Source organism: Streptomyces sp. NBC_00466 (genome assembly GCF_041433995.1).
In the GTDB taxonomy this organism is placed as follows: domain Bacteria; phylum Actinomycetota; class Actinomycetes; order Streptomycetales; family Streptomycetaceae; genus Streptomyces.
On sequence record NZ_CP107896.1, the window covers coordinates 235,381 to 260,885 of the forward strand.

Sequence of the window (25,505 nt, forward strand, 5' to 3'; positions counted from 1 at the left end):
GCAGTGGACCTGCACTTCGGTGACAGCAAACCGACCGACGAGGAGCGGGAAGCGGTCGACGCGCTGCTCGGACCGCCCGCTTCGGCCTGGGAGGGCGGGGCGGAGCGCACGGACGCGGATCTGCGCTGGGCCGTCGGCGGCCGGGCCGCACGCGAGCGGCGCGATCTGCTGCTGCCGGCCCTGCACGCGGTCAACGACCGGACGGGCTGGATCAGCGAGGGGGCTCTGGACTACCTGTGCCGCCGGCTGACCGTGCCGCCCGCCGAGGCGTACGGGGTCGCGACGTTCTACTCGATGTTCGCGGTCCGGCCCCGGCCGGCCACAGTGGTGCACGTCTGTACCGACCTGGCCTGCGCGGTGAACGGGTCCGCCGGGCTCTGCGCGGGGATCGAGGAGCGGCTGGGTGCGGCCGGTACGGCCGCCGGAGGTGCGAGCTGGCAGCCGAGTCCGTGCCTGGGGCTGTGCGAGCGGGCGCCGGCGGCGCTGGTGCTCCGGGCCGGTGAACCCGCGCCCGCGCCCGGGGCCGGCCGGCCGGCTGCCGACCGCGGCGCCCCGCGGCGCCGGGCCTCCGCCGTAGTCGCTCCCGCCACCGCCGATGGCGTCGCGCGGGCCGCCGCCGCTCCCGGGGCGGCCGCGGCCGGACCGCCCGCCGCCATGGCCGTACCGCAGGCCGGGCAGGACGGGCTGATCCTCCTGCGGCGGGTCGGCGTCGTCGATCCGGCCTCGCTCGACGACTACCGCGCGCACGGCGGCTACTCCGCGCTGCGCCGCGCCTTCGACCTCGGTCCCGTGGGGGTGATCCGCGAGGTGACCGACGCCGGTCTTGCCGGACGCGGCGGCGCCGCCTTCCCCACCGGGCGCAAATGGCAGGCCACCGCGGGTCAGCCGGCCCATCCGCACTATCTCGTCTGCAACGCGGACGAGTCCGAACCGGGCACGTTCAAGGACCGGGTGGTGATGGAGGGCGACCCGTACTCACTGATCGAGGCCATGACCATCGCCGGGTACGCGACGGGCGCCCACCGGGGGTACCTGTACATCCGCGGCGAGTACCCGCTGGCCGTGGCCCGGCTGGAACACGCCATCGGCCGGGCCAGGTCCCGCGGGTTCCTGGGCGATGACGTCCTGGGGCAGGGGTACGCGTTCGACATCGAGCTGCGGCGCGGCGCGGGCGCGTACATCTGCGGCGAGGAGACCGCCCTGTTCAACTCGATCGAGGGCTACCGGGGTGAGCCGCGGTCCAAGCCGCCCTTCCCGGTCGAGAAGGGCCTCTTCGGGAAGCCGACGGCGGCCAACAACGTCGAGACGCTGGTCAATGTGGGGCCCATCCTGACGATGGGCGCCGAGGCCTACGCCGCGATCGGTACGGAGGCGTCCACCGGGCCCAAGCTCTTCTGCGTCTCGGGACGGGTGGCACGGCCCGGGGTCTACGAGCTGCCGTTCGGTGCGACCATCGGCGAACTGCTGGATCTGGCGGGCCGCCCGGAGTCCCTGCGGGCCGTGCTGCTGGGCGGAGCCGCGGGCGGCTTCGTACGCCCGGACGAGCTGGACATCGCGCTCACCTTCGAGGGGACCCGGGCGGCCGGGACGACTCTCGGCTCCGGTGTCGTCCTCGTCATCGACGACACCGTCGAGCTGCCCCGGATCCTGCTGCGGATCGCGGAGTTCTTCCGTGACGAGTCGTGCGGGCAGTGCGTGCCCTGCCGGATCGGGACCGTACGGCAGGAAGAGGCGCTGCACCGGCTGCTGGACCGCGAAGGCGCCGGCGCGGCGGCCGATGTGGCGCTGCTGCGCGAGGTGGGGCAGGCGATGAAGGACGCGTCGATCTGCGGTCTCGGGCAGGCGGCCTGGAGCGCCGTCGAGTCCGCGATCGACCGCCTCGGCGTCTACGGAACACCGCGGGGATCAGAGACCGGGCAGGGACCGAGGGGTGACAAGTGACCGCGATACCGCTGCAGCCGCCGAGGCGGCTCATCGAATTCAGCCTGGACGGGGAGGAGACGCGGGTTCCCGAGGGGTCCACGATCCTGGAGGCGTGCCGGGCGGCGGGAAAGGACATCCCGACGCTCTGCGAGGGCGACACGCTCACCCCCAAGAACGCCTGCCGGGTCTGCGTGGTCGAGGTCGAGGGTGCCAGGACCCTCGCACCGGCCTGCTCGCGCCGGGCGGAGCCCGGGATGGCGGTGCGGACGGACACCGGGCGCGCCCGGCACAGCCGGAAGACCGTCCTCGAACTGCTGGCATCGGCGACAGACCTCTCCACCACACCGCGCGCCGCCGAATGGATCAAGGAGTACGGCGCCGAGCCCGGCCGCTTCGGGACGGACGCGGCCCGGCTCAACGAGGAACCCAAGGTCGACAACGACCTGTACGTCCGCGACTATGACAAATGCATCCAGTGCTACAAGTGCGTGGATGCCTGCGGTGACCAGTGGCAGAACACGTTCGCGATCTCGGTGGCGGGCCGCGGCTTCGACGCCCGTATCTCCACCGAGCACGACGCACCGCTCACCGGTTCGGCATGTGTGTACTGCGGCAACTGCATCGAGGTGTGCCCGACCGGGGCGCTCAGTTTCAAGTCGGAGTTCGACATGCGCGAGGCGGGGACGTGGGACGAGTCGGCGCAGACGGAGACGACCACGGTCTGCGCCTACTGCGGGGTGGGCTGCAATGTCACCCTCCACGTCCAGGACAATGAAATCGTCAAGGTCACCTCGCCGCACGACAACCCGGTGACCCACGGCAACCTGTGCATCAAGGGCCGCTTCGGCTTCCAGCACGTCTCGCAGCACTGAGTCACCGCTGATCACCGCAGTATTGATCACCGCAGTACTGATCACCGCAGTACCGATCGAAGAGTAGGACTGATTCCCATGGGCCGGGTCACCGAACGCCGCCGCACCATCCGTATCCGGGACGGAGCGGTGACGACCCGCCCCGACACCCTGGTGGCCGAGGAACCACTGGAGATCCGGCTGAACGGCAAGGCCCTCGCCATCACCATGCGCACCCCGGGCGACGACTTCGCCCTGGCCGCCGGCTTCCTGGTCAGCGAGGGCGTGCTCGGTTCGGCGGACGAGCTCCAGTCGATCGTGTACTGCGCGGGGGCCACCGCCGACGGCTCGAACACCTACAACGTGGTGGACGTCAGGCTGGCGCCGGGCGTCGAGCTTCCCGACATCACGCTGGAACGCAACGTGTACACCACCTCGTCGTGCGGGCTCTGCGGCAAAGCCAGCCTGGACGCGGTCCGGACCACCGCGCGCTTCCCGATCGCCGACACTCCCCCGGTCCGGGTGGACCCCGAAGTGCTCGCCGTTCTCCCCGACCGGCTGCGGGCGGCGCAGCAGGTGTTCGACCGGACCGGGGGTCTGCACGCGGCCGCGCTCTTCACGCCGGAGGGCGAACTGCTGGACATACGCGAGGACGTGGGCCGCCACAACGCGGTGGACAAACTGATCGGCCTGGCCCTGCAGAGCGGCCTGCTCCCGCTCTCCCAGGTCGTTCTCCTGGTCTCCGGCCGCGCCTCCTTCGAACTGGCCCAGAAAGCGGTGATGGCGGGGATCCCGGTCCTCGCCGCCGTGTCCGCCCCGTCCTCGCTGGCCGTCGACCTGGCTGCCGAGTCCGGCCTGACCCTGGTCGGTTTCCTCCGCGGCTCCTCCATGAACGTGTACGCGGGCGACGAGCGGGTCGCCCTGCACTCCGGGGTCTGACACGCCCCGCGGCACGGGTCGGCGGACCGGCCGGCGGGGAGCGCCCCCTGCGCCGGCCGGCCCCGGGCCCGCCGTTCGCGTCCACGCCCCGAAGGGAGCCGGCAACCGCTGTCGCTGTGCCGTCCGGCGGCAGTACGGTCAGGAACATGACCCGCCAGCCGTCCGCAGCCCAGCGCCGGGCGATCCGCACCGCCGACGCCGAGTCCGGACTGCTCCGGGGCCCATCGGCGGCCCTGGCCTCGCTGGTCACCCAGGGGCTGGCACTGCGCCACCCACGCCCCCCGCACCGGCACTATCTGACGCCGGCCGGACAGCGGATGCGGGAGCGGCTGGCCGCCGAGCCGGTCAGGCTGGTCCCGCCGCCGGAGCCGGGCCCCGCACCCGTGCCGGAATCCGGGGCCGGGGAGCCGCCCGGCGTGTTCCACGCCCGTACCGCCACCGGAAGCGCCGAGACCGCGGCAGCGGACCCGGACCCCGTACGGGAACGTGAGGTGCGCAGCGCCTGGGCCGGCCTGGTCGAGATGCGCCGGGTCACCAACCCCGACCGCTCCGTGGAGCGGCCGTGCGACTGGGAGCGTACGCATCTGACGCAGGCCGCGGCCCTCGCGCTGGAGGCGGGCTGCTGCCGCGGCTATCTGGTGAGCGAGTCGGCGCAGCCCCAGGCGGTCCGGGTGGACGGTCCGGGCTCCCGGGCGTACGCGGAAACGCTGGAGCGTGCGGGCTGGCAGACCTCGGCGCATACGGACCGGCGCGTGGGCACGGCCTATCTGCTGGCCTCACCGCGACGCGTCTGACCTGACCGCCGGACTCATGTCATGGCGGCCTCGGCGGATGCGGCCTGCTCCACCTCTTCGGGCAGCGGGTCGCGCGAGCGGCGCTTGGCGATCACCGCGCAGACCATCAGCTGCATCTGGTGGAAGAGCATCAGCGGCAGCACCGCCAGCGAGGCCTGCGCGCCGAACAGCACACTCGCCATGGGCAGTCCGGCCGCCAGGCTCTTCTTCGACCCGGCGAACTGGATGGCGATCCGGTCACCGCGGGCGAAGCCGAGCCGCTTGGCCCCGTACCAGCTCAGGGCGAGCATGAGGGCGAGCAGCACCGCCTCGGCCGCGAGCAGCCCCAGCAGCCGGACGAAGCTCACCTGGTGCCAGACACCGCGCACCATGCCCTCGCTGAACGCGGCGTAGACGACCAGCAGGATCGAGCCCCGGTCGACATAGCCGAGGACCTTCTTGTGCCGTACCAGGAAGCCGCCCACCCAGCGGCGCAGCAACTGCCCCGCCACGAAGGGCACCAGCAGCTGGAGCACGATCTTCAGCAGGGAGTCCGTGGAGAAACCGCCGCCGCTGTTGCCCAGGACCAGCGCCGCGAGCACCGGGGTCACCACGATGCCGGCGAGCGAGGAGAAGGAGCCGGCGCAGATCGCCGCGGGCACATTGCCGCGGGCGATCGAGGTGAAGGCGATCGACGACTGGATGGTCGACGGCACCAGGCAGAGGAAGAGCAGCCCGTTGTAGAGCTGCGGCGTCAGCACGAACGGCACGAGCCCCTTCGCCGCGAGACCGAGCAGCGGGAACGCTACGAAGGTGCAGGCCAGGACCGTGAGATGGAGCCGCCAGTGCTTCAGCCCCTCGACCGCCTCGGCGGTGGAGAGCCGGGCGCCGTAAAGGAAGAAGAGGAGGGCCACCGCTCCGGTCGACGCTCCCCCGGCCACATCGGCCGCCGTGCCACGGGCCGGCAGCAGCGCCGCCACCGCGACGGTGCCGATCAGAGCCAGGATGTACGGATCGATCGGCAGCCAGGACGGGAACTGCATCTTGCGGCGGCTCATGTTCTCCACTTGCTCTCGGGGGTCGGAGGTTGCCCTCCCCATCGTCCACGCCCTCTCCATGATCGGGAATCCTGCATACCACTCTGACTGAGATCACGATGCGCGATAACCTCGCCTCATGTACGACCCCGCGCAGCTGCGCACCTTCCTGACCGTGTCGCAGACCCTGAGCTTCACCCAGGCCGCCCACCGCCTCGGGCTGCGCCAGTCGACGGTGAGCCAGCACGTCCGCCGGCTGGAGGACGCGACGGGCCGGACGCTCTTCACCCGTGACACGCACAGCGTGGAGCTGACCGAGGACGGCGAGGCGATGCTCGGCTTCGCCCGGACGATCCTCCAGGGGCACGAGCGGGCGGCGGCGTTCTTCGCGGGCACCCGGCCGCGCGGCAGGCTGCGGTTCGGCGCGTCGGAGGACTTCGTGCTGACCCGGCTGCCGGAGATCCTGGAGTCGTTCCGCACCAACCACCCGGAGGTGGATCTGGAGCTCACCGTCGGCCTCTCCGGCATCCTGCACGAGCAGCTGGCGGCAGGCGCGCTCGATCTGGTGCTCGCCAAGCGGCGCGACGGGCACAGCCACGGCGAGCTGGTCTGGCGCTCCACCCTCACCTGGATCGGCGCCCCCAGGCTGCGCATCGACCCCGACCGGCCGCTCCCGCTGATCCTCTTCCCGCCGCCCGGCATCACCCGCGCCCGTGCGCTGGAGGTACTGGAGGAGGACGGCCGTGCCTGGCGCATCGCCTGTACGAGCACCAGCCTCAGCGGACTGATCGCGGCGGCCCGCGCGGGCCTCGGCATCATGGCGCACACCCGCGGCCTGATCCCGCCCGGGCTCACCCAGATCCCGGCCCGGGCCGGGCTGCCCGACCTCGGGGGCGTGGAGTTCGTCCTGCTGCACGGCCGTGCGGGCGGCAGCACCCAGGAGGCCGCCGACGCACTGGCATCGGCGATCCTGACGGGCGCCGACCGGCTGCACCACCAGGCCTAGGGCGGCCTGGTCCCAACGCAAACGCCCTAGGAGACCGTGCGGCCGGTGAGCCGCTCCTCGTACTTGAGCTGCTTGACCCGGCGCAGCATCGGGGTGCACTCCACGTGCTGGACCCCTTCCAGCCGGCCGAGGCGTGCGCTCACATACGCGTACAGCTCAGGGGTGTCGCGGCAGACCACCACCGCGAACAGATTGCACGGCCCCGAGACGGCGCTCGCGGTGGCCACTTCCCGGTGGGTCGCCAGCGCCCGCCCGACGGAATCCAGGGCCGAAGGGGCCGCGGTGATCCACAGCAGGGCCGCGACGCCGTACCCGAACTGCTCGGAGTCGAACTGCACATCGACGAAGAGAGTGCCGGAGCCGAGCAGCTGGTCGAGCCTGCGGCGCACCGCCGATTCCGAACGGCCCGTCGCTTTCCGGAGTTCGGCGAAGGTGGCGCGGCCGTCGCGTTCGAGCGCGGCGACCAGTGGCTCGTCATCCGCGGTGATGCCGGAGTCCTTGATACCGGTGCCCTCCGTCCGCCCGGCCCAGGACGGACGGAGCGCCGCCACCTGCGCCTCGGTCAGGACGCGGCTCTTGCCGAGCCAGCCGGCGGGACCGCCGTAGAAGCGGTGCAGCAGCTGGTGGGCCCTGATCTCGGTGATGCTCGGGGTGCGCGGCAGCTTGCCGAGCAGCAGCTCCTCGTGTTCGCCGCGGGTGCGCGCGCTGGTCTGGCCGACCACTTCCGTACCGCCCGACGTGAGTCCGATCCAGGCGGTGTCGGGGCGGCGGGCGAGCGCCCTGGCGATCGAGTCGGCGGCGTCGGGCGCACAGCGCAGCCGGAGCATCCAGGTGTCCTGACCGAGGCTCGCCACGTCACGGACCCCGATCACCCGCAACCCGCCTTCGGTGTACAGCCTGCGGTACCGGCGGGCGACCGTCTGGTCGGAGACGCCGAGTACGGCCGCGAGCCGGCTGAAGGAGGCACGCGCGTTGACTTCGAGTCCGTGCAGCAGCCGGAGGTCGAGCTCGTCGAAGTCGTGCGATTCCACCGGATCTCGCCTCCTGGTGTCGGGTTCCGGCGGATTTTCCGGCCGTGGTTAACACATCCTGCCGTCGACCACCGATCGTACGGGTGGCCGGAGGCAGTACGGACAGCCGCCGCGGAACACGGAACAACGGAACACGGAAACACGGGGAAACGATATGCGTAAGTGGGGGCCGCTCATAGCGGTCTGTCTGGGCACCTTCATGCTGCTGCTCGATGTGACGATCGTGATCGTGGCGCTGCCCGACATGGCGGGTTCGCTGCACGCGTCACTCTCGGATCTCCAGTGGGTGATCGACATCTACGCGCTCGCGCTCGCCGCGCTGCTGCTGGGTGCGGGGGCGGCGGCCGATGTCACCGGGCGGCGCAGGCTGTACGCGGCGGGCACCGCACTGTTCGCGCTGGCCTCGCTGGCGTGCGGGCTCTCGACGAGTCCGGCGATGCTCATCGCGATGCGCGGGCTGCAGGGGGTGGGCGGCGCCGCCATGTTCGCGACGACCCTCTCGCTGCTCGGCGCCGCCTACCAGGGGCGGGACCGTGGCGTCGCGCTCGGGGTGTGGGGTGCGGTGAGCGGCGCCGCCGCGGCCATCGGCCCGGTGCTCGGCGGGGTGCTGACGCAGTCGCTGGACTGGCGGTGGATCTTCTTCGTCAATCTGCCGGTGAGCGCGGCAGCCATCTGGATCACGCTGCGTACGGTCACCGAGTCGCAGCGGCAGACCGACCGCAGGGTCGACTGGGCCGGCACCGCGGCCTTCGCGGTGTTCGCCGGAGCCCTGACGTTCGCCGTGGTGCGCGCGGACACCGTGGGCTGGACCTCAGGACGTACCGGGGCCGCCGTGGCCGTCGCCGTGGTGGCGCTGGCCGCGTTCGTGGTGGTCGAACGGCGTGCCGCCCATCCGCTGCTCGATCTGGGGCTGCTGCGCCGGCCGTCGTTCGCCGTGGTGATGGTGGGCGCGCTGGCCTTCAACGCCGCCGCCTTCGGCGTGCTGCCCTACACCTCGATCTGGCTCCAGACGCTGCTCGGGATGAGCCCGATTCGGGCGGGGCTCGCCGTACTGCCGCTGGCCGTGGCCTCGTTCGTGGTGGCGGCGGCCGGTGGCCGGCTGCTGCACGGCAGGTCGCCCAGGCTGGTGATCGGCGGTGGGCTGGTCCTCATCGGCGCGGGGGCGCTGGCCCAGGCGACGCTGGACGCGGGGTCGGACTGGACCGGTCTGTCGGCCGGGCTGGTGCTGGCCGGGATCGGGGTCGGACTGGTGTCGCCCGCGCTGGCGGGCGCGGCGCTCGCCTCCGTACCGCCGCGCAACGCGGGCATGGCGGGCGGCGCGGTCAACACCTTCCGCCAGCTCGGGTTCGCGCTGGGCGTCGCGGTGTTCGGCACCGTGCTCACCTCGCGGATGGAGGGGGCGCTGCCCGGCCCCTCCGCACCGGCGCACACCGCCGCCCATGTCCTGGCGGGCGGCGGGGCGTCCGCGCTGCGCTCCCGGATCCCGGACGCGACGCTGCACGGCGCCTTCGCATCGGGGCTCAACGGCGCCGCGCTCATCGCGGGCATCCTGGGCCTGGTGGCCGGAATCGCCGTGCTGGCCTTCCTGCGGCCCGCGCCCGCCGCGCCCGCCGCGCCCGCGCCGGTACGCGTCGAGGAGCCGGAGGTCGCCGCGGTGCGGTGACCACGCTCCGCTGATCCGGCACGGCCGGAAACAGCGGCCGGAGGCAGCGCACGCAATCACGGAGGGTGCCCGGACGAGTCGTCCGGGCACCCTCCGTGTTTTCATCCCGCCCCCTGTGACACCCCCGCGATCACAGAGGGATCACAGGGACGTCACGGGTGGCTGCCGCCGACGGAACGTCCGCTCCACACGCCCACCGCAGGTCACAGCGGTTGAGCGGCCTCCGTGCCTTCTCCGTACAGATTCGGTGGAGATTCCACCTCGCGGAACTTACCGTTCGGTCAGGAACGTGCCCAACGCTTTCCCAAGTGGGCACATTTCACCCGCCGGGCCCCTGCGGAGCCTCGCGATATCCCCACATTCCGGTCACCGGACCCCTCTCCCGCCGGATCTCGCGTTGGGGTAGCGTCACGGCGCTGTGCGGAGCGTCACATAGGAGCAGGTCATTTTGCGCGAGTTCACTGTCCCACCCATAGTGACGGCGCCCCAGGTCGGCGGACTGGCGGACGTCGTGTTCGAGCACGCCGACGACGATCCCCACCGGTCTGCCCTCGGCCGGAAGGAGAACGGGCACTGGTACGACATGACGTCCGGCGAGTTCCGCGACCAGGTGCTCGCGCTCGCCAAGGGACTGCTCGCCGACGGAGTGCGGTTCGGCGACCGTGTCGCGATCATGTGCCGGACCCGCTACGAGTGGACGCTCTTCGACTTCGCCCTCTGGTCCTTGGGCGCCCAGCCGGTGCCCGTGTACCCGACCTCGTCCGCCGAGCAGGTCTTCTGGATGCTGTACGACTCCGAGGTCAGCGCGTGCATGGTCGAGCACGAGGACCACGCCATGACCATCGGCTCGGTGATCGACCGGCTGCCCGCTCTGCGCAGGCTCTGGCAGCTGGACGCGGGCGCGCTGGACGAACTCCTCGCAGCCGGCGTCGGCCTCGATGACGAGGTGGTGCACCGCCACCGGCGGGCCGTGACCCCGGAGTCCGTGGCCACCGTCATCTACACCTCGGGCACCACGGGCCGCCCCAAGGGCTGCGTGATCACCCACGCCAATCTGATGTACGAGGCGGACACCATGGTCGCCCGCTGGGAGCCGGTGTTCCGCTCCAAGCGCGGCGAGACCTCGTCCACCCTGCTCTTCCTGCCGCTCGCCCACGTCTTCGGCAGGATGGTCGAGGTCGCCGCCGTACGCGGCCGGGTCAAGCTGGGCCACCAGCCCGAACTGGCGGCCCGTGCGCTGCTGCCCGATCTCGCCGCCTTCCGGCCGACGTTCATCCTCGCCGTGCCCTACATCTTCGAGAAGGTCTTCAACGCCGCGCGCCGCAAGGCCGAGACCGACGGGAAGGCGGGGCCCTTCGACAAGGCCGTCGAGGTGGCGGTGCGCTACGCGGAGGCCTTGGAGCACAAGGCGTTCGGTCTTGGCCCCGGCCCCTCGGCGAGCCTGCGGATGCAGCATCAGTTCTTCGAGAAGGTCGTCTACGCGAAGGTGCGCGCGGCGATGGGCGGCCGGGTGCGGCACGCGATGTCCGGCGGCTCGGGGATGGACCGGCGGCTCGGTCTGTTCTACGAAGGTGCCGGTGTCTCGATCTACGAGGGGTACGGGCTCACCGAGTCGTCGGCGGCGGCCGCCGCCAACCCGCCGGAGCGCACCCGCTACGGCACGGTCGGCCAGCCGATCCCCGGCTCCACCGTGTACATCGCCGACGACGGCGAGGTCTGGGTGCGCGGCCGGAACGTGTTCGCCGGGTACCTCAACTCCCCCAAGGCAACCGACGCCGTACTCCACGACGGCTGGCTCTCCACCGGCGACCTCGGCTCGCTGGACGACGACGGTTATCTCACGATCACCGGCCGCAAGAAGGAGATCCTGGTGACCTCCGGCGGCAAGAGCGTGTCGCCGGCCGGCCTTGAGGAGCGCGTACGGGGCCATCCTCTGATCGCGCAGTGCCTCGTCGTGGGCAACGACCGGCCGTACATCGCCGCGCTCGTCACGCTCGACCAGGAGGCCGTCGCCCACTGGCTCTCCCTGCACGGCAAACCGCCGATGACCCCGGCCGCCCTGGTGCGTGATCCGGATCTGGAGACCGAGGTCCGGCGGTCGGTGGTGGCGGCGAACACCCTGGTCTCGCAGGCCGAGTCGATCAGGACGTTCCGGATCCTCGCCCATCAGTTCTCCGAGGAACACGGCCTGCTCACGCCGTCGCTGAAACTCAAGCGCAAGGCGATCGAGACGGCGTACAGCGAAGAGGTCGAGGCGCTCTACCGCTGAGACCGGGCGGCGGACTGCGGGGGCAGAACCCCCGCCGTCCGCCGCCCCGCCCTCATCCCCCCGCTGTCAGCCCGTGTACTTGACGGCGATCTTGGTGAAGGCGTACGGCGACTGCGTGATCCCGCTGCACGAGTCCCCGTCGCCCCCGGACCCGCACTGGCGGTCCCGGTTGACCGCCCAGAAGGAGAACCGCGCGATGTGGTGCTGCTGCGCGTAGCCGAGGATCGTGTTGAAGTCCCCGGTGGTGACGGTCTCGTCGGATTCGTCGGTCTTCCCGTTCATCGACGAGACACCGATGTGCCGGTACGCGGTGGCGTCGTCGTAGCCGTACGCGCTCTTGACCGCCGCCGTGAGACCGTCCATGGCCCCGACCGTCACCTGGCCCATCGAGCCACTGTGGCCACCGAAGTCGAACGGCATGATCACCCAGGCGTCGTTGGCGAGTCCGGCCGCCGCGCCCTTCTTGATGAGGTCCTTGCCGGTGGAGTCGGGACCGCTCGGGGTGGTGCCCATCGTCACGTACGTCACGATGCCCGCGTTCTTCGACTTGACGATCTTCAGTGCGTCCACGACGCGCTGGCGGACCGTGCTGTTCGTGAACTCGGTGTCCTCGATGTCGATATCGAGCGCCTTGAGGCCGTACGCGTCGATCACCTTCTGGTAGGCACCCGCCAGGGCCGAGGCGCTGGAGCACTTCTCGCCGAGCTTGTTGCCGCTCCAGCCGCCGACCGAGACGACGACATCGCCGCCCTTCGCCCGGATCGCCTTGATGGCGGCCTCGTCGGAGCCTCCCTTGAGCGCCCGGTCACCGTCCCACTTCGGGTTGCAGCCGCCGTCGGAGAGGACGAAGGCCAGGGTGAACCACTTCACGCCGGTCGCCGCCATCACATCGGCCGGCTTCTGCGGGCTGCCCCAGCCGAGGTATTCGTACGGGGCAACCGCCATGGCGCCGGGAGCCGCCGCCGGGGCGGTGGACCGCGCTGCGCTGGCCGCAGGGGCGAGCGCGACGAGGGAGACCAGGCCGAGGGCCGCTGCGGGTACCGCCGTGACTCTGCGCATGTGGGGGTGGTCCTCTCGGAGAAGTGTTAGGAAACTTTCCTGACCGACACCGCATATCAGCGCCAGGAACACCGGTTGTCAAGAGGACGCACAGGATCAACTCGAACTGCCCGCAAGGGAGTTCGAGCCGACAGGGCAGCCCGGAGCGGGGCGGCGGCGCCTGTGCACGCCGGGCTCCTTCCCGACGCCGGGTTCCCTCCCGACCCCAGGTTCGTTCCGGACGCCGGGTTCCTTCCGGGCGAGGGAGGCGGGAATGGGCCGCGCCGTGTGATCGTTGACCATTGAGGTATCAACCCGATGACGTACTCGCCATCGCGCACCAAGAGGAGTCAACCGCTCGTGAGCAAGGTCCCCTTCATCACCCTCAACAACGGCTCCCGGATGCCGCAGCTCGGCTTCGGGGTCTGGCAGGTCGCCGACGACGAGGCCACGAAGGCCGTCGGCACCGCGCTGGAGGCCGGCTACCGCAGCATCGACACCGCTGCGATCTACGGCAACGAGGAGGGCACAGGGAAGGCGCTCGCCGCATCGGGAATCGCCCGCGACGAACTCTTCGTCACCACGAAGCTGTGGAATTCCGAGCAGGGGTACGACTCGACCCTGCGCGCCTTCGACACCTCGCTGTCCAAGCTCGGCCTCGACTACGTCGACCTGTACCTGATCCACTGGCCGGTCCCCTCCAAGGACGCCTACGTGGACACGTACAAGGCCTTCGAGAAGATCCACGCCGACGGCCGTGCGAAGGCCATCGGTGTCTCCAACTTCCTTCCGGAGCACCTGGAGCGGCTGCTGGGCGAGACCTCGGTGGTCCCGGCCCTCAACCAGATCGAGCTCCACCCGCACCTGCAGCAGGCCGGGTCCCGCGCCTTCCACACGGAGCACGGCATCCACACGGAGGCCTGGTCCCCGCTCGGCCAGGGCAAGGGGCTGCTGGAGGTCCCGACCATCGTCGCCATCGCGCAGAAGCACGGCCGCAGCGCCGCCCAGGTGGTGCTGCGCTGGCATCTGCAGACCGGCAACGTGGTCATCCCCAAGTCCGTGACGCCGTCGCGGATCAAGGAGAACATCGACGTCTTCGGCTTCGAGCTGGACACCGACGACCTGGCGGCCATCGCGGCACTCGACGAGGGCAAGCGGCTGGGCGCCGACCCGGCCACCATGGCCCTCGGCGTCTGATCCCCGCACCGGCGCGATCAGCCCGTACGGCGGCGGCGCCGCCCGGTTCGTTCCGGGCGGCGCCGTCGTGTGCGTGGCCGGTGTCCCGCCGTGTGCGTAGCCGGTGTCCCGCCGTCGGCGGGGCCGGCCTGCCGGTGCGTCAGCCCCGGCGTGCGGTGTACACCGTGCGGGCCGTCAGCAGAAACGTGTCGTCGCGCAGCAGCAGCCCGCGCGGGTCCTCGGGGGTCAGCAGCAGATCGAGGGTGGCCGCGTCGTCCGCCGCCAGCCGGTCCGCGAAGATCTCCCGCAGCCGGGTGAAGTGCGCGACGAGCTGCTCGCGTACGGCGTGCGGCAGCGGTGCGGGGAGGTCGAGCAGGAACGACCGGGTGCCGCTCGGCGCGAGCCCCACCGCGGCCAGCAGCGCGCGCCAGTCCTCGACCTCGCGCTTGGCGCCGGGCAGCTTCGCCCGCATCTCGTTGAACCACTCGGCCCCGGCCTCGTCCAGCCGCGCCTCCAGGTCCGGGCTGCCGATACCGGTGTCACGCGGCAGATGGCGTGCGGTGAGGCCGCCCTCGACCAACGCGAGGAGACCACCGGAGCGCAGCAGCCCGGCGAAGCCCTCAAGTGCGGCGCGCTGGTCGCCGATGTGGTGCAGGGAGCTGCCCGCCCAGATCAGATCGGCGTCACCCAACTCGCCCAGCCCCTGGGGCAGTTCGGTGCAGTGGGTACGAACGCGGTCACCCAGTCCGGTGCTTCCGGCCCGCTGCCTGGCGCGGTCGAGCAGAGCGGGTGAGGCGTCGACCGCGACCACTTCCGCGTACGGAAATGCCTCGGCGAGCAGGCAGGTGACGACTCCTGGGCCGCTGCCGATGTCGAGGATCCGGCGGACGCCGGCCACGGGAATCCGTTCGGTGATCCAGGCCGCCGCTTGCTGGTGGGCGGGCCGGTGCAACTCGGCGCCCCGCTCCAGGAGCGGGGCCATGACGTCCCAGTCGATTTCGGTGGTGTCGTGGTGGTGAGTCATGCGGCCAGGGTGCCCTGTCCCGCCCCGATTGCGGGGGCTTCGTTGCCGTTGCGGCAAATGCGTCACGCTGCGCGACGGAACGCGGGCAGCTGCGGACCCGCCCTCAGGGAACGCATCCTCAGCGGGACGCGTCCTCAGCCGGCGCCGTGCCCGGGAGCGGCCTCCTCGACCCGCTGGGCCAGTTCGAAGTCCTTGGCGGTGATCGCGCCGCCCGCGTCATGCGTGTGCACGTTCAGCGCCACGGTGTTGTACCCGAGGGTCAGATCGGAGTGGTGGCCCAGCTCCTCCTGGATCTGTGCGATGTGGACGACCATCGCGGTGGCGGCGAAGTGTCCGGGAAGCTGGTAGGAACGGGCGATCCGGTCACCGTCCAGGGACCAGCCGGGCAGCTCGCGCAGCCGGTCCTCGGTCTCTTTCCGCGTCAGCGGTTCTGCGGGCATGTGCGGGACTCCTTCCGGGAGACTGTCGGCACGACGTTACGGTCTGGGTATGACAACTGTCGCTCTCGACACCGGAGTGGGGCCACTGCTGCGCGACTGGCGCAGGCAGCGCCGGGTCAGCCAGCTGGAGCTGGCCCTGCGGGCCGACTCGTCGGCCCGCCACATCAGCTTCATCGAGACGGGCCGCGCGCGCCCCAGCAAGGAGATGGTGCTACGCCTCGCCGAACACCTGGACGTACCCGTCCGTGAGCGCAACGCCCTGCTGCTGTCGGCCGGCTATGCGCCGGGGTACCCGGAGACCCTGCTCGACGACCCTTCGATGGGTGCGCTGCACGAGGGGATCAACCAGCTTCTGCGCGGATACGAGCCGTATCCGGCGGTGGTGGTCGACGGGCGGTACGACGTCGTCGCCGCCAACCGTGGAATCGCGATGCTGCTGGAGGGGGTGCCCGACGCGCTGCTCGCGCCCCCGCTGAACGCGATGCGGCTCACGCTGCACCCTTCCGGGCTGGCGCCCCGTATCCGCAATCTGCGGGAGTGGCGGGGGCATCTGCTGCACCAGATGGAGCGCCAGATGGCGCTGGTCCGTTCCGATTCACTGCGTGAGCTGTACGAGGAGGTGGCCGCCTATCCGCTTCCCGCGTCGGCGGAGGGGCAGCCGGAGCGGCCTCCGGGGTCCGCTCCGCGCTTCGCGCTGCCGCTGGAGATCGAACACGACGGGCGGGTGCTTTCTTTCCTTTCGTCCATCTCCACCTTCAACACACCGATGGACGTGACGGTGGCCGAGCTGGCGATCGAGACGTTCCTCCCGGCCGATCCCGCGACGGTCGCCTATCTGCGGTCACTGGCAGCCTGAGGGTTCCAGGGGGTTCCAGGCGGTTCCAGTACTCCAGTGCGGTTTCGTGATCTATCCAGCGGGTTCGTCGATAGATCGTCGTCGGTAGTGGCTGAGGCGGGCTGGGTTCTGGCACAGCTTCCGTGCAGCTGTGACCGAGAGTTGCAAGGCGGCAAGGCGGACGCCTCGGTGACCAGGGCCGGGTTTGATCCTGCCCCACGACGTTAGGGTGCTACGCACAGGTCCACTGCGAGCTGCGCTACGAGCCCGAACCCGCCCTGGACGCCCTGGGGCGCTTTGACTCGTGGTTCTTTCACGACACCGATGCGGACCTCGACCAGTGGTTCGCCACCGTGGAGGGGCATCTCGAACTACTGCTGGAACGCGCGCCCTCCGAGATTGACGTGTACGAGGAGCCGGTATAGGCCGTGCCCCAACAGTGGGAGGTCGCGAGGCCTGTCACGCAAGCAGGACGCTTGACGGTACGCCAGGACATCCCGAGCTGCCGCTGGATCGAGCGGCGGCCGTGTCCCGCCTTCAGCAGGGCGTGGACGGCAGCGTGCCGGGCCCGGGTCCGGTCGGCGAACCGGTGTCCTCGTGACCAAGGTGACGCGGATGGGTCCGCGGCCGGAACGGCCTCGGGTTCACCGCGAGTGGTCGGCGTCGACGAGTACGTCACCCGCAAGGGCCGCCACTACGGCACCGTCCTGGCCGGGCTCACGCCGGCCGCGGCCGGGGCCGCCGTGGAACTCACCAGCGAACGGTATCCCAGAAGTGTGGGATGGCCGCGTCGCTGCCCCGGTGCCAGCCTCGTTCCGGAAAACGGAAAACGGAAGGCGAAGTCGCAGGAGGTACCGCGGCAGTGTCCCCGTCCATGCTCACCGTCGGACTCGATCCCGCGCTGGTCGACGACGCGCCCTCGTCGCGGGCGGCGTTCCCCGAGATCGACGCCGAAGTGGTCCGGGCAGGCGTGGCCGCCGAGCGGGCCCGGCTCAAGGAACTCGGCTTCACCGTCGACGCCTGCCTCCTCGACCACGGAGGCACGGCCGAGGCGGTCTACCGCGCCGCGCTGTCCAGGAAGGTCTACGACATCGCGATGATCGGCGCCGGCGTCCGGCTGGACCCGGCGCTGACCCACCTCTTCGAGGTCCTGGTCGACACCACCCGCGAACTGGCACCCGGCGCGAAGCTCTGCTTCAACGTGAGCCCCTCGACCACCGCCGAGGCCGTCCAGCGGTGGTGGCCCGAACGCAAACCGCTCGCCTGACACCCCCGCCGTGAAACGTGACCCGCACACCCGGGACACCAATTGCCCCAGGTAGTGGCCGGCGCGTGATCGTGTCCGGTGACGGCGCCGCCCCGACCAGGCGAACCAGCGGCGGCCCGGTCTGGCCGCCGCTGGTTCGCGGCCGCGATCAGCGCTGTCCGGACGAGCCGGACGACGGCATGGACGCGTCGAGCGGTACGACGTTGAAGTACTCCTCGATGCGGTCGATGAGGTCGCCGTCGAACCGGAAGTACATCGCCGCGTGTACGTCACTGCGGGACCCGTCGGTCATGGTCAGGTGGAGTACTTGCTGCTGGAGCACTTCGTCACCGTCCTGGAACTGCCGCACGATGTCGTACCGAAGTTTCTCGACGTCGGCGGCCAGTTGCTTCAGGAGTTCCATGTTCTCGTCGATCGGCTGGTCGCCGCTTCCGTCGTTGTGCCACACGGTGGCGGTGTCGGTGCACAGGGACCGCATCGTGGTGTAGTCCCGCGCCTCCCACTGCCGGAGGTAGTGCACTGCTGCTGCGCGAAGATCCTGGTCGTGTGTCATCGTTTCTTCCTTTCGGGGCGTGCTGGTTGCGGGGGAGGTCAGACGGCGGGGGTAGTGGTGCCAACGGCCGCGTTCTCTTCGAAGACGGGGGTGCGTTCTCCCGCCTCGACACGCAGGGGGAGGTGGTTCTCCCGGGGCGGCATGGGGCAGGGGAAGGCCGCCGAGAACATGTGGTGGGGGACAACGGCGCGGTTGAAGTCGATACGGACCGTGCCCTTGGCGTCCTTGGGCTGGGGCAGGATCAGCCACCGGCCCATGGCGGGCGTGTCCGTGCCGCTGGTGCCGTCGGTGAACGTGACCAGCAGGACGTCGCCGCCCACGCCGAACGCCCGGAGCGTGTGCCGCTCGCCGCGCAGATCGAAGACGAAGTCCCCCGGGGCCGGGAGGGCGTCCTGCGTACTCGGGCTGGTCAGCCGGGTCACCTCCAGGCGGCGTCCGGCATCCGCCGGACGGTACTCCGCCTCAACGATCCAGGCCGGGTCGCACTGCCACGCCTCGATCCCGCGCAGACCGACGAGGGTCGGCGCGGCCGGGTCCCACACGACCAGGACGTGGGCTCCCTGCAGTTCCTCGATGGTGCCGCGCAGCCCATCGGGGAAGGACAGGCGGCTGGCGTCGGTCAGTTCCACCGTGCCGTCGACCGCGTGGCCATCGGCCCACACGCCGTCGGTACGGGCCGCGGTCAGCGTCAGGCTCCCCGAGAAGCCGGTGGACGTCCACCGCCCCGGAACCTCGGGGAACTCCTGGCCTGGTTCCGTGATCAGTCGATAGGCGATGCGGCCCGCCTTCCCGTCCGGGCCCGCCATCTCCTCCCACCGGCTCCGGCGCCACCCGTCGTACCCGGTCAACTCACCGTCATCGTCGAAGCACTCGCTGGACACAGCGTTCTCCTCTCCAAGGTGGCGGTCACACGCGACCGCAGTCAGGAATCACCACCGGCCGGAAACGCCGACCGGTTCGACGGCCGGTCGACGGCCGGCGCAGATCGGGCAGGGACGGCATGCCCCCCGCGCGGCGCGTCCCCGCACCAGCCCCGACCACCGCGGTCCGACCGGCCGTGTCGATGGTGTGGATGGTGCGCCCACCCCTAAGAATGGGCAAACCAGCTTGCCAATACGGCAAATTGGGAGCATCGTGCCGGTGCCGGCGCTCGCACTCTGACGTCACCCTTGGCGTCGCTCTACCGTCGCCCTGCCATTGCCCTGAAGAACGTCACGCCGGCCGCCGTGGAGGCCCGCTTGCGCGCTACTCCACGGCTCGCCACTCGCCCCGTTGGTCGAATTTTGCGGACTCGGCAAGTTCTTTTGCTTTACCGGCCAGGGCAAGTGAACATGCCCGACATGAACACAGACCAGTCCGTGGAAGTGATCGTCATCGGCGGCGGTGCCGCCGGTCTGTCCGGGGCACTGACCCTGGCCCGAGCACGCCGCTCCGTGGTGGTGATCGACTCGGGGGAGCCGCGCAACGCGCCCGCCTCCGGCGTGCACGGATTCCTCTCACGCGACGGCATACCGCCTCACGATCTCGTCGCTCGTGGGCGGGAGGAGGTGGCCCGCTACGGCGGCAGCCTGGTGTCCGGTCGCGTGGTCTCCGTCGAGCGGCTCGACGGGCGGGTCGAGGTCGTGACGGAGGCCGGCGAACGCTACCGCGCCCGGCGGCTGCTGGTGGCCACGGGGCTGACCGACGAGCTGCCCGAGGTGCCGGGTCTCGCCGAGAGGTGGGGCCGCGATGTCCTGCACTGCCCGTACTGCCACGGGTGGGAGATCCGCGACCAGTCCTTGGGAGTGCTGGGAACAGGGCCAATGTCGGTGCACCAAGCGCTGCTCTTCCGGCAGTGGACCTCGCGCGTCATCCTGTTCCCCGCCGACCGGGTCGAGGTCACCGACGATCAGCGCGAACAGCTGACCGCGCGCGGTATCGACGTCGTGCAGGGCGCGGTGGCAGCCGTCGAGGTGGACGAGGACCGGCTGACCGGGATCCGCATGGCTTCCGGCCGGGTGGTCGAGGTCGCGGCGGTGGCCTTGAGTCCGCGGATGCGCGCCGGCAAGTTGCTGTCGGGCCTCGGCCTCGACCCGGTCGAGCACCCGATGGGGGTCGGCGAGCACATCGAGGCGGACGCGACCGGCCGCACCGCGGTGCCGGGCGTGTGGGTGGCCGGCAATGCTACCGACCTGACCGCTCAGGTCGTCGGCGCGACGGCGGCCGGCACTGTGAGCGCCGTCGCGATCAACGCCGATCTGGTGGCGGAGGACACCAGCATCGCCGTCGCCACGCTGCGGCGCGCACGAGAGGACCGGGTGCGGGCGCAGGCCCAAGGACGGTGAACACCTTCTGGCTCGGCGGTCGCAACCCTCACCGGGCCAGAAGGCCCTCGCCCCTTTCAGGCACCTCCGCAGACGTGTCGCCGGTCACCAACGCACCAGGACAACACACCTACCGGTCAGAACAGGAACGACGCGACGCCTACCCCGCCTGGCTCCACACCTACAATCACCACCGCGGACACACCACGCTCACAGGCAAACCACCCGCCAGTCGCGTCCCCAACCTCACAGGGCAATACACCTAGGGGACCTGGCGCAGATACAGGGCGCCGCAGGTGTGGCAGAAGGGCTGGCTCTCGGGCGTACCCCAGACGTCCGTCGACTGTTTGGGTGCGGCCGGGTCCAGCTCGCGCCCGCACAGAGCTGTCGTCTCCCTGACGTGCGCGATGTGCCACCACTGCACCCTGGGGTGCTCGTCCGTGGGCGACGAACCCTCCTGGAGATGGGCCTGCATAACGTATTCCATTTCCGCCTCCTCCCCTCCAATTCTCCCACCTCGGCAGGTGCTCGAACCGGTCACGACGGTCTGGAACAGTACAAGTCGGGGTATGCCGGATGACCGGTGCGATGACCGGTGCGATCCGGCGGACTACCTGTTCTCCAGCTGGAGGTTCAGCTCCTTCTCCTGGTCACCGAGGGCTTCGCCCTGCTCCTCCACGGAGAACACGGTGCCCAGCGCGTTCCGCACCAGGTCGACCGCGTGGTAGCCGCCCTGCACGGTCGCCATGACCGGTCCCGTCAGGCTGGCCGCTCCGAGCTTCCCCGGGTCGGCGTCCAGCACCTCGTAGGACGCGGCCCACACGGTCACCCGGCCGGGGATCTCCGGCTGCGGGGCGTCCCCCGCGGGCCGGTCGCAGGGGAAGGCCGAGCGCAGCGCGCCGAAGACGGCCGCCGCGTCCTCCTCCGAGTGGCCGGTGAGCGCCACCGTGACGAGCGTGTCCTGGTTCTCCGTGTCGGCCATCGTGCTCACTTTCCTTGCTGATTCACGCTTTCCTTGCTGAATCGCGCGGGGTACGGGGACGGGCCCGGGGACCGGCTCCGGGTCACTCGCCGGGGTCGGCGCCGTGCCAGACGGTGGTGATGTTGCAGAACTCGCGGAGGCCGTGGCCGGAGAGCTCGCGCCCGTACCCGGAGCGCTTGGCCCCGCCGAAGGGCAGGGCCGGGTGGGAGGCGGTCATGCCGTTGAAGAAGACACCGCCCGCTTCGAGGTCCCGTACGAACAGGTCCACCTCGTCCTCGTCCCGGGTCCAGACGTTGGAACTCAGCCCGAACGGCGTGTCGTTGGCCACCCGCACCGCTTCGTCGGCGCCCGTCACCCGGTAGACGGTGGCCACCGGGCCGAACGCCTCCTCGTGGTGGATCCGCATGTCGCTGGTGATGCCCATCAGGACGGTGGGCGAGAAGAACCAGCCGCGGTCGGCCCCCTTCGGCCGCCCGCCGCCGCAGAGCGCGGTCGCTCCCCTACGTACGGCGTCGTCGACCAGCTCCTCCACATCGGTGCGGCCCTGCTCGGTGGCGAGCGGTCCGACATCGGTCGACTCGTCCAGCGGGTCGCCGACCGTCAGTGCGGCCATCCGGGTGGTGAACTCCTCCATGAATGCGTCGTAGACATCCGTATGGACGATGAAGCGCTTGGCGGCGATGCAGGACTGCCCGTTGTTCTGCACCCGGGCCGTCACCGCGGTCCGCGCTGCCCGCCCGATGTCGGCCGACGGCATCACGATGTACGGATCGCTGCCGCCCAGCTCCAGTACGGTCTTCTTGACCTCGTCGCCCGCGACGGCCGCGACCGAGCGGCCGGCCGGTTCGCTGCCGGTGAGGGTCGCCGCGGCCACCCGGGGGTCGCGCAGGATCGCCTCGACCGCGCCCGAGCCGATCAGCAGGGTCTGGAAGCAGCCCTGCGGGAATCCGGCCCTCTCGAAGAGTTCCCCCAGGTAGAGGGCGGTCTGCGGCACATTTGACGCGTGCTTGAGCAGGCCCGTGTTGCCCGCCATCAGCGTGGGCGCGGCGAACCGTACGACCTGCCAGAGCGGGAAGTTCCATGGCATGACGGCCAGCACGACGCCCAGCGGGCGGTAGCGGGTGTACACGCGGGCAGCGCCGGAGTCCGCGGCGTCGGCCCGGGACGGGTGCTCGTCGGCCAGCAGCTCGGCCGCGTGCCTGGCGTACCAGCGCATCGCCTTGACGCACTTGGCGGCCTCGGCGCGGGCCGCGGCGACCGGTTTGCCCATCTCGGTGGTCATCGTGCGCGCGATGTCCTTCTGCTCGCTCTCCAGCAGATCGGCGGCACGGTTCAGCAGCCGGGCCCGCTCGGCGAACTCCGTGGTGCGGTACTCACGGAAGGTGGCGTGGGCCGCCGCGAGGCGGCGTTCGATCTCCTCGGCGCCCAGCGCCTCGAAGGTCTGGAGCGTTTCACCGGTGGCGGGGTTCACCGTGGCGATGGGCATGGGTGGGTCCTCCTCGTACTCGCCCTTCCGACCTTCGCGCGCCCGGTGCCCCGCCGCAACGCGGGCGCGCGGACGGGCGGGGCGGGACGCACCCGCCCGAATGGTTCGCGGCACGAACCGTCCGCCCTATGCTGGCCCGATGGCGATGATCAAGGGTGAGGAGCCGATGGGGATCGCGGCCGCGCTGGTGCGGACGTCGTTCCTGGTGCAGGCCGTGTACACGGAAGCCAGCCGGGAGTACGGACTGCCCGTACAGCAGGCCCAGTTGATCTGCGTACTGATGGCCCAGCCGCGCGGCATGGGCGAGTTGAGCACCATGCTGGGCCTGGAGAAGTCCAGCCTGACCGGTCTCGTCGACCGGGCGGAGCGGCGCGGGCTTGTGCACCGGGAGCCGGATCCGCTGGACAGGCGCGCGGTACGGGTCGCGCTGTCCCCCGAGGGCGCCAGGATGTCCGGCGACTTCTACGCCGGCGCGAGCGCGCGGATGGAGGCCCTGGCCGACGGAATCGGCCCGGCGGAACGCGACCGGCTGGCGGCGGTGCTGGGGCGGCTGGTGCGGAGCAATGAGGTACCGATGGTCTTCATCGAGCCGAAGCCGGCCGGGGCGCCCACGGTGTGAGGACACGCGGTGTGAGGGCGCGCTGCGTGAGGACACGCTGGGTGAGGACACGCCGGGGAAGACGGGCCGAAATCGGCCTGGTTGTTCGCATCGTGTGTCCTGGTCCGTCACTTGGGCGCCATTACCCCTTCCCTTTCACCCCCTCATCTGGGAAGACTCGGCTGGATATTGCCCTCACACCGCGAGAGGTACCCCCACACATGCCTCAGTTCAATCGGCGCCGCTTCCTCCAGATCGCGGGCGCGACCGCGGGCTTCTCGGCCCTGTCGAACAGCATCGACCGCGCCGCCGCCATCCCCGCGCAGCGGCTCTCGGGAACGATCAAGGACGTCGAGCACATCGTCGTCCTCATGCAGGAGAATCGTTCGTTCGACCACTACTTCGGGTCCATGAAGGGTGTACGCGGCTTCGGCGACCCCCGCCCGGTGACGCCCGTCGGCGGGAAGCCGGTCTGGTACCAGTCGGACGGCACCAAGGACGTGCTGCCCTACCACCCGGACGCCGAGGACCTCGGCATGCAGTTCATCGCCGGCCTCGACCACGACTGGGCAGGCGGCCACAAAGCCTGGAACCAGGGCAAGTACGACCAGTGGATTCCCGCCAAGTCCGCGGGCACGATGGCCCATCTGACCCGCGAGGACATCCCGTTCCACTACGCGCTGGCCGACGCGTTCACAGTGTGCGACGCCTACCACTCGTCGTTCATGGGGGCCACCGACCCCAACCGCTACTACCTGTGGTCCGGTCACGTCGGCAACGACGGCAAGGGCGGCGGCCCGGTGCTCGGCAACGCCGAGGCCGGGTACGACTGGACGACCTACCCCGAGCGTCTGGAGGCGTCCGGGGTCTCCTGGAAGATCTACCAGGACACCGGCGACGGCCTGGACGCGGCCGGCTCCTGGGGCTGGATCGACGACGCGTACCGCGGCAACTACGGCGACAACTCGCTGCTGTACTTCAACAAGTACCGCAACGCGAAGCCCGGCGACCCGCTGTACGAGAAGGCGCGCACCGGCACCGACGCCAAGAACGGCGACGGCTTCTTCGACATACTCAAGGCCGATGTGAAGGCGGACAAGCTCCCTCAGGTCTCCTGGGTCGCCGCCCCCGAAGCCTTCTCCGAACACCCCAACTGGCCTGCCAACTACGGTGCCTGGTACGTCTCGCAGGTGCTGGACGCACTGACCTCGAACCCGGAGGTGTGGAGCAAGACGGCGCTCTTCGTCACCTACGACGAGAACGACGGCTACTTCGACCACGCCCTCCCGCCGTTCCCGCCCGCCTCCGCGGACCGGGGCCTCTCCACCGTGGACACCTCGCTCGACTACTTCCCCGGCGACGCGAGTTACGGCGCGGGGCCCTACGGCCTCGGCCAGCGCGTCCCGATGACCGTCGTCTCCCCTTGGAGCACGGGCGGTTACGTGTGCTCCGAGGTCTTCGACCACACCTCGGTCATCCGCTTCATGGAGCGCCGCTTCGGGGTGGCCGAGCCGAACATCTCGCCCTGGCGCCGGGCCATCTGCGGTGACCTGACGTCCGCCTTCGACTTCGGTCTGCAGGACACCGAGCCGGCCACGCTGCCGGACACCGACGGTTTCAAGCCGCCGGACAACAAGCGGCACGACAGTTACGTACCCAAGGCGCCCGCGGACCCTGCGCTGCCCAAGCAGGAGGCGGGGTCGCGGCCGTCGCGTCCGCTGGCCTACGCGCCGCTGGTGGACGGGCAGGCGGCGCCGTCCGACGGGAAGTTCACGCTCACGTTCAGCGGGGGCACGGCCGCCGGAGCCTGCTTCACAGTGACGTCGGCCAACCGCGGCGACGGGCCGTGGACGTACACCGCCGAGGCGGGCAAGCAGCTCTCGGACACCTGGAACACGTCGTACTCCAAGGGCTCCTACGATCTGTCGGTGTTCGGCCCGAACGGCTTCCTCCGCACGTTCAAGGGCCCTGGCACCACGGCCGGTCCCGAGGTGACCGCCCGTCACCAGGCCACCGACGGCTCGGTCGAGCTGACGATGACCAATGCGGGCAGCGCCGACTGCCACCTCACGGTCACCAACGCGTACGGCGGGAAGAGCGAGACCTTCACGGTCCGCACGGGGAAGACCGTGGTGTACGCGGTGGACCTGCGCTCCACCCGGCAGTGGTACGACCTGACCGTGGTCTCGGACCAGGACAGCGGCTATCTGCGCCGGCTGGCCGGACATGTCGAGAACGGCCGGCCCGGTGTGAGCGACCCGGCGATCATCACCGGCTGAACCACTCCATGGCCGAACGGCAGAACGGCAGA

General features: G+C 70.7%; 23 protein-coding genes and 1 pseudogene. 14 read left to right on the plus strand and 10 right to left on the minus strand.

Annotated features, from left to right (window positions below; translation table 11 throughout):
• The first annotated feature begins 3 nt into the window (after nt 1-3).
• From OG210_RS01045 to OG210_RS01060, 4 genes are all read left to right on the plus strand, one after another.
• Complete coding sequence (locus tag OG210_RS01045; RefSeq protein ID WP_328333609.1) at nt 4-1,941, plus strand: NAD(P)H-dependent oxidoreductase subunit E; 1,938 nt, start codon at nt 4-6, stop codon at nt 1,939-1,941.
• Nucleotides 1,938-2,795, plus strand: coding sequence for a 2Fe-2S iron-sulfur cluster-binding protein (locus OG210_RS01050; RefSeq protein ID WP_328333607.1), 858 nt, complete (start codon nt 1,938-1,940; stop codon nt 2,793-2,795). The genes OG210_RS01045 and OG210_RS01050 overlap by 4 nt, the downstream gene beginning before the upstream one ends.
• 78 nt (nt 2,796-2,873) lie before the next feature.
• On the plus strand, nt 2,874-3,713 hold the full coding sequence (gene fdhD, locus OG210_RS01055) for a formate dehydrogenase accessory sulfurtransferase FdhD (RefSeq protein ID WP_328333605.1): 840 nt from the start codon (nt 2,874-2,876) through the stop codon (nt 3,711-3,713).
• A 146-nt stretch (nt 3,714-3,859) separates the two neighbouring features.
• The gene (locus OG210_RS01060; RefSeq protein ID WP_328333603.1) at nt 3,860-4,507 is read left to right on the plus strand and encodes a hypothetical protein; all 648 of its coding nucleotides are present in this window, start codon (nt 3,860-3,862) and stop codon (nt 4,505-4,507) included.
• A 14-nt stretch (nt 4,508-4,521) separates the two neighbouring features.
• Here OG210_RS01060 and OG210_RS01065 read toward each other — a convergent pair whose 3' ends face one another.
• Nucleotides 4,522-5,544 (minus strand): bile acid:sodium symporter family protein, encoded by a 1,023-nt coding sequence (locus OG210_RS01065; protein WP_328333601.1) that lies wholly within the window; start codon nt 5,542-5,544, stop codon nt 4,522-4,524.
• Nucleotides 5,545-5,662: 118 nt separating this feature from the next.
• On the opposite strand from OG210_RS01065, the gene OG210_RS01070 reads away from it, so the two are divergent.
• Nucleotides 5,663-6,529, plus strand: coding sequence for a LysR substrate-binding domain-containing protein (locus tag OG210_RS01070; protein ID WP_328333599.1), 867 nt, complete (start codon nt 5,663-5,665; stop codon nt 6,527-6,529).
• A 26-nt stretch (nt 6,530-6,555) separates the two neighbouring features.
• On the opposite strand, the gene OG210_RS01075 is transcribed toward OG210_RS01070, so the two are convergent.
• Entirely contained in the window at nt 6,556-7,560 is a 1,005-nt protein-coding gene (locus tag OG210_RS01075; RefSeq protein ID WP_328333597.1) for an Lrp/AsnC family transcriptional regulator, read from the minus strand.
• 154 nt (nt 7,561-7,714) lie between these two features.
• Between OG210_RS01075 and OG210_RS01080 the strand changes: the two genes are divergently transcribed.
• Nucleotides 7,715-9,223: an MFS transporter gene (locus tag OG210_RS01080; RefSeq protein WP_371534794.1), complete on the plus strand. Its 1,509-nt coding sequence runs from the start codon at nt 7,715-7,717 to the stop codon at nt 9,221-9,223.
• Nucleotides 9,224-9,671: 448 nt separating this feature from the next.
• Complete coding sequence (locus OG210_RS01085; RefSeq protein ID WP_328333593.1) at nt 9,672-11,492, plus strand: AMP-dependent synthetase/ligase; 1,821 nt, start codon at nt 9,672-9,674, stop codon at nt 11,490-11,492.
• 66 nt (nt 11,493-11,558) lie between these two features.
• On the opposite strand, the gene OG210_RS01090 is transcribed toward OG210_RS01085, so the two are convergent.
• Entirely contained in the window at nt 11,559-12,551 is a 993-nt protein-coding gene (locus OG210_RS01090) for a chitinase (protein WP_328333591.1), read from the minus strand.
• Nucleotides 12,552-12,890: 339 nt separating this feature from the next.
• Here OG210_RS01090 and OG210_RS01095 point away from each other — a divergent pair, with 339 nt between their 5' ends.
• A complete protein-coding gene (locus tag OG210_RS01095; RefSeq protein ID WP_328333589.1) occupies nt 12,891-13,727 on the plus strand; it encodes an aldo/keto reductase in 837 nt (278 codons plus the stop codon).
• Nucleotides 13,728-13,866: 139 nt separating this feature from the next.
• Here the strand turns inward: OG210_RS01095 and OG210_RS01100 are convergent, their stop codons facing one another.
• Both OG210_RS01100 and OG210_RS01105 read right to left on the minus strand, forming a co-directional pair.
• Nucleotides 13,867-14,730, minus strand: coding sequence for a class I SAM-dependent methyltransferase (locus OG210_RS01100; RefSeq protein ID WP_328333587.1), 864 nt, complete (start codon nt 14,728-14,730; stop codon nt 13,867-13,869).
• A 134-nt stretch (nt 14,731-14,864) separates the two neighbouring features.
• Complete coding sequence (locus OG210_RS01105; protein WP_328333585.1) at nt 14,865-15,170, minus strand: 4a-hydroxytetrahydrobiopterin dehydratase; 306 nt, start codon at nt 15,168-15,170, stop codon at nt 14,865-14,867.
• 49 nt (nt 15,171-15,219) lie between these two features.
• Between OG210_RS01105 and OG210_RS01110 the strand changes: the two genes are divergently transcribed.
• Both OG210_RS01110 and OG210_RS01115 read left to right on the plus strand, forming a co-directional pair.
• Nucleotides 15,220-16,026 carry a helix-turn-helix transcriptional regulator gene (locus OG210_RS01110; protein WP_328333583.1) on the plus strand — a complete coding sequence of 269 codons (807 nt, stop codon included), beginning with the start codon at nt 15,220-15,222 and terminating at the stop codon, nt 16,024-16,026.
• 841 nt (nt 16,027-16,867) lie between these two features.
• The gene (locus OG210_RS01115; protein ID WP_371534798.1) at nt 16,868-17,272 is read left to right on the plus strand and encodes a hypothetical protein; all 405 of its coding nucleotides are present in this window, start codon (nt 16,868-16,870) and stop codon (nt 17,270-17,272) included.
• 148 nt (nt 17,273-17,420) lie between these two features.
• On the opposite strand, the gene OG210_RS01120 is transcribed toward OG210_RS01115, so the two are convergent.
• Together OG210_RS01120 and OG210_RS01125 are read right to left on the minus strand one after the other, a co-directional pair.
• Nucleotides 17,421-17,825, minus strand: coding sequence for a nuclear transport factor 2 family protein (locus OG210_RS01120; RefSeq protein WP_328333579.1), 405 nt, complete (start codon nt 17,823-17,825; stop codon nt 17,421-17,423).
• Nucleotides 17,826-17,863: 38 nt separating this feature from the next.
• Nucleotides 17,864-18,706 (minus strand): DUF1684 domain-containing protein, encoded by an 843-nt coding sequence (locus OG210_RS01125; RefSeq protein WP_371534799.1) that lies wholly within the window; start codon nt 18,704-18,706, stop codon nt 17,864-17,866.
• Between the two features lie 459 nt (nt 18,707-19,165).
• Between OG210_RS01125 and OG210_RS01130 the strand changes: the two genes are divergently transcribed.
• Nucleotides 19,166-20,149, plus strand: a complete 984-nt coding sequence (locus OG210_RS01130; RefSeq protein ID WP_371534800.1) for an NAD(P)/FAD-dependent oxidoreductase — start codon at nt 19,166-19,168, stop codon at nt 20,147-20,149.
• Between the two features lie 110 nt (nt 20,150-20,259).
• Nucleotides 20,260-20,394 (plus strand): annotated as a pseudogene (locus tag OG210_RS01135) (IS481 family transposase); the annotation flags it as partial.
• On the opposite strand, the gene OG210_RS01140 reads toward OG210_RS01135, so the two are convergent.
• The 3 genes from OG210_RS01140 to OG210_RS01150 form a co-directional block, all read right to left on the minus strand.
• Nucleotides 20,391-20,615 (minus strand): hypothetical protein, encoded by a 225-nt coding sequence (locus OG210_RS01140; RefSeq protein ID WP_328333572.1) that lies wholly within the window; start codon nt 20,613-20,615, stop codon nt 20,391-20,393. The pseudogene OG210_RS01135 and the gene OG210_RS01140 overlap by 4 nt on opposite strands.
• Before the next feature lie 123 nt (nt 20,616-20,738).
• Nucleotides 20,739-21,110: a hypothetical protein gene (locus tag OG210_RS01145; protein ID WP_328333570.1), complete on the minus strand. Its 372-nt coding sequence runs from the start codon at nt 21,108-21,110 to the stop codon at nt 20,739-20,741.
• 82 nt (nt 21,111-21,192) lie between these two features.
• Complete coding sequence (locus OG210_RS01150; protein WP_328333568.1) at nt 21,193-22,596, minus strand: NADP-dependent succinic semialdehyde dehydrogenase; 1,404 nt, start codon at nt 22,594-22,596, stop codon at nt 21,193-21,195.
• A gap of 139 nt (nt 22,597-22,735) precedes the next feature.
• On the opposite strand from OG210_RS01150, the gene OG210_RS01155 reads away from it, so the two are divergent.
• Nucleotides 22,736-23,215 carry a MarR family winged helix-turn-helix transcriptional regulator gene (locus tag OG210_RS01155; protein WP_371534803.1) on the plus strand — a complete coding sequence of 160 codons (480 nt, stop codon included), beginning with the start codon at nt 22,736-22,738 and terminating at the stop codon, nt 23,213-23,215.
• Between the two features lie 200 nt (nt 23,216-23,415).
• A complete protein-coding gene (locus tag OG210_RS01160; RefSeq protein ID WP_371534805.1) occupies nt 23,416-25,473 on the plus strand; it encodes a phosphocholine-specific phospholipase C in 2,058 nt (685 codons plus the stop codon).
• Nucleotides 25,474-25,505: the final 32 nt, after the last annotated feature.

What these genes read in the sequence shown, in the direction of transcription:
- OG210_RS01090 (WP_328333591.1), bottom strand. Translation starts at nt 12,551, where the DNA reads ATGCGCAGAGTCACGGCGGTACCCGCAGCGGCCCTCGGCCTGGTCTCC.
- OG210_RS01070 (WP_328333599.1), top strand. Translation starts at nt 5,663, where the DNA reads ATGTACGACCCCGCGCAGCTGCGCACCTTCCTGACCGTGTCGCAGACC.
- OG210_RS01160 (WP_371534805.1), top strand. Translation starts at nt 23,416, where the DNA reads ATGCCTCAGTTCAATCGGCGCCGCTTCCTCCAGATCGCGGGCGCGACC.
- OG210_RS01110 (WP_328333583.1), top strand. Translation starts at nt 15,220, where the DNA reads ATGACAACTGTCGCTCTCGACACCGGAGTGGGGCCACTGCTGCGCGAC.
- OG210_RS01080 (WP_371534794.1), top strand. Translation starts at nt 7,715, where the DNA reads ATGCGTAAGTGGGGGCCGCTCATAGCGGTCTGTCTGGGCACCTTCATG.
- OG210_RS01060 (WP_328333603.1), top strand. Translation starts at nt 3,860, where the DNA reads ATGACCCGCCAGCCGTCCGCAGCCCAGCGCCGGGCGATCCGCACCGCC.
- OG210_RS01105 (WP_328333585.1), bottom strand. Translation starts at nt 15,170, where the DNA reads ATGCCCGCAGAACCGCTGACGCGGAAAGAGACCGAGGACCGGCTGCGC.
- OG210_RS01065 (WP_328333601.1), bottom strand. Translation starts at nt 5,544, where the DNA reads ATGAGCCGCCGCAAGATGCAGTTCCCGTCCTGGCTGCCGATCGATCCG.
- OG210_RS01120 (WP_328333579.1), bottom strand. Translation starts at nt 17,825, where the DNA reads ATGACACACGACCAGGATCTTCGCGCAGCAGCAGTGCACTACCTCCGG.
- OG210_RS01140 (WP_328333572.1), bottom strand. Translation starts at nt 20,615, where the DNA reads ATGGAATACGTTATGCAGGCCCATCTCCAGGAGGGTTCGTCGCCCACG.
- fdhD (WP_328333605.1), top strand. Translation starts at nt 2,874, where the DNA reads ATGGGCCGGGTCACCGAACGCCGCCGCACCATCCGTATCCGGGACGGA.
- OG210_RS01145 (WP_328333570.1), bottom strand. Translation starts at nt 21,110, where the DNA reads ATGGCCGACACGGAGAACCAGGACACGCTCGTCACGGTGGCGCTCACC.
- OG210_RS01155 (WP_371534803.1), top strand. Translation starts at nt 22,736, where the DNA reads ATGGCGATGATCAAGGGTGAGGAGCCGATGGGGATCGCGGCCGCGCTG.
- OG210_RS01150 (WP_328333568.1), bottom strand. Translation starts at nt 22,596, where the DNA reads ATGCCCATCGCCACGGTGAACCCCGCCACCGGTGAAACGCTCCAGACC.
- OG210_RS01130 (WP_371534800.1), top strand. Translation starts at nt 19,166, where the DNA reads ATGAACACAGACCAGTCCGTGGAAGTGATCGTCATCGGCGGCGGTGCC.
- OG210_RS01100 (WP_328333587.1), bottom strand. Translation starts at nt 14,730, where the DNA reads ATGACTCACCACCACGACACCACCGAAATCGACTGGGACGTCATGGCC.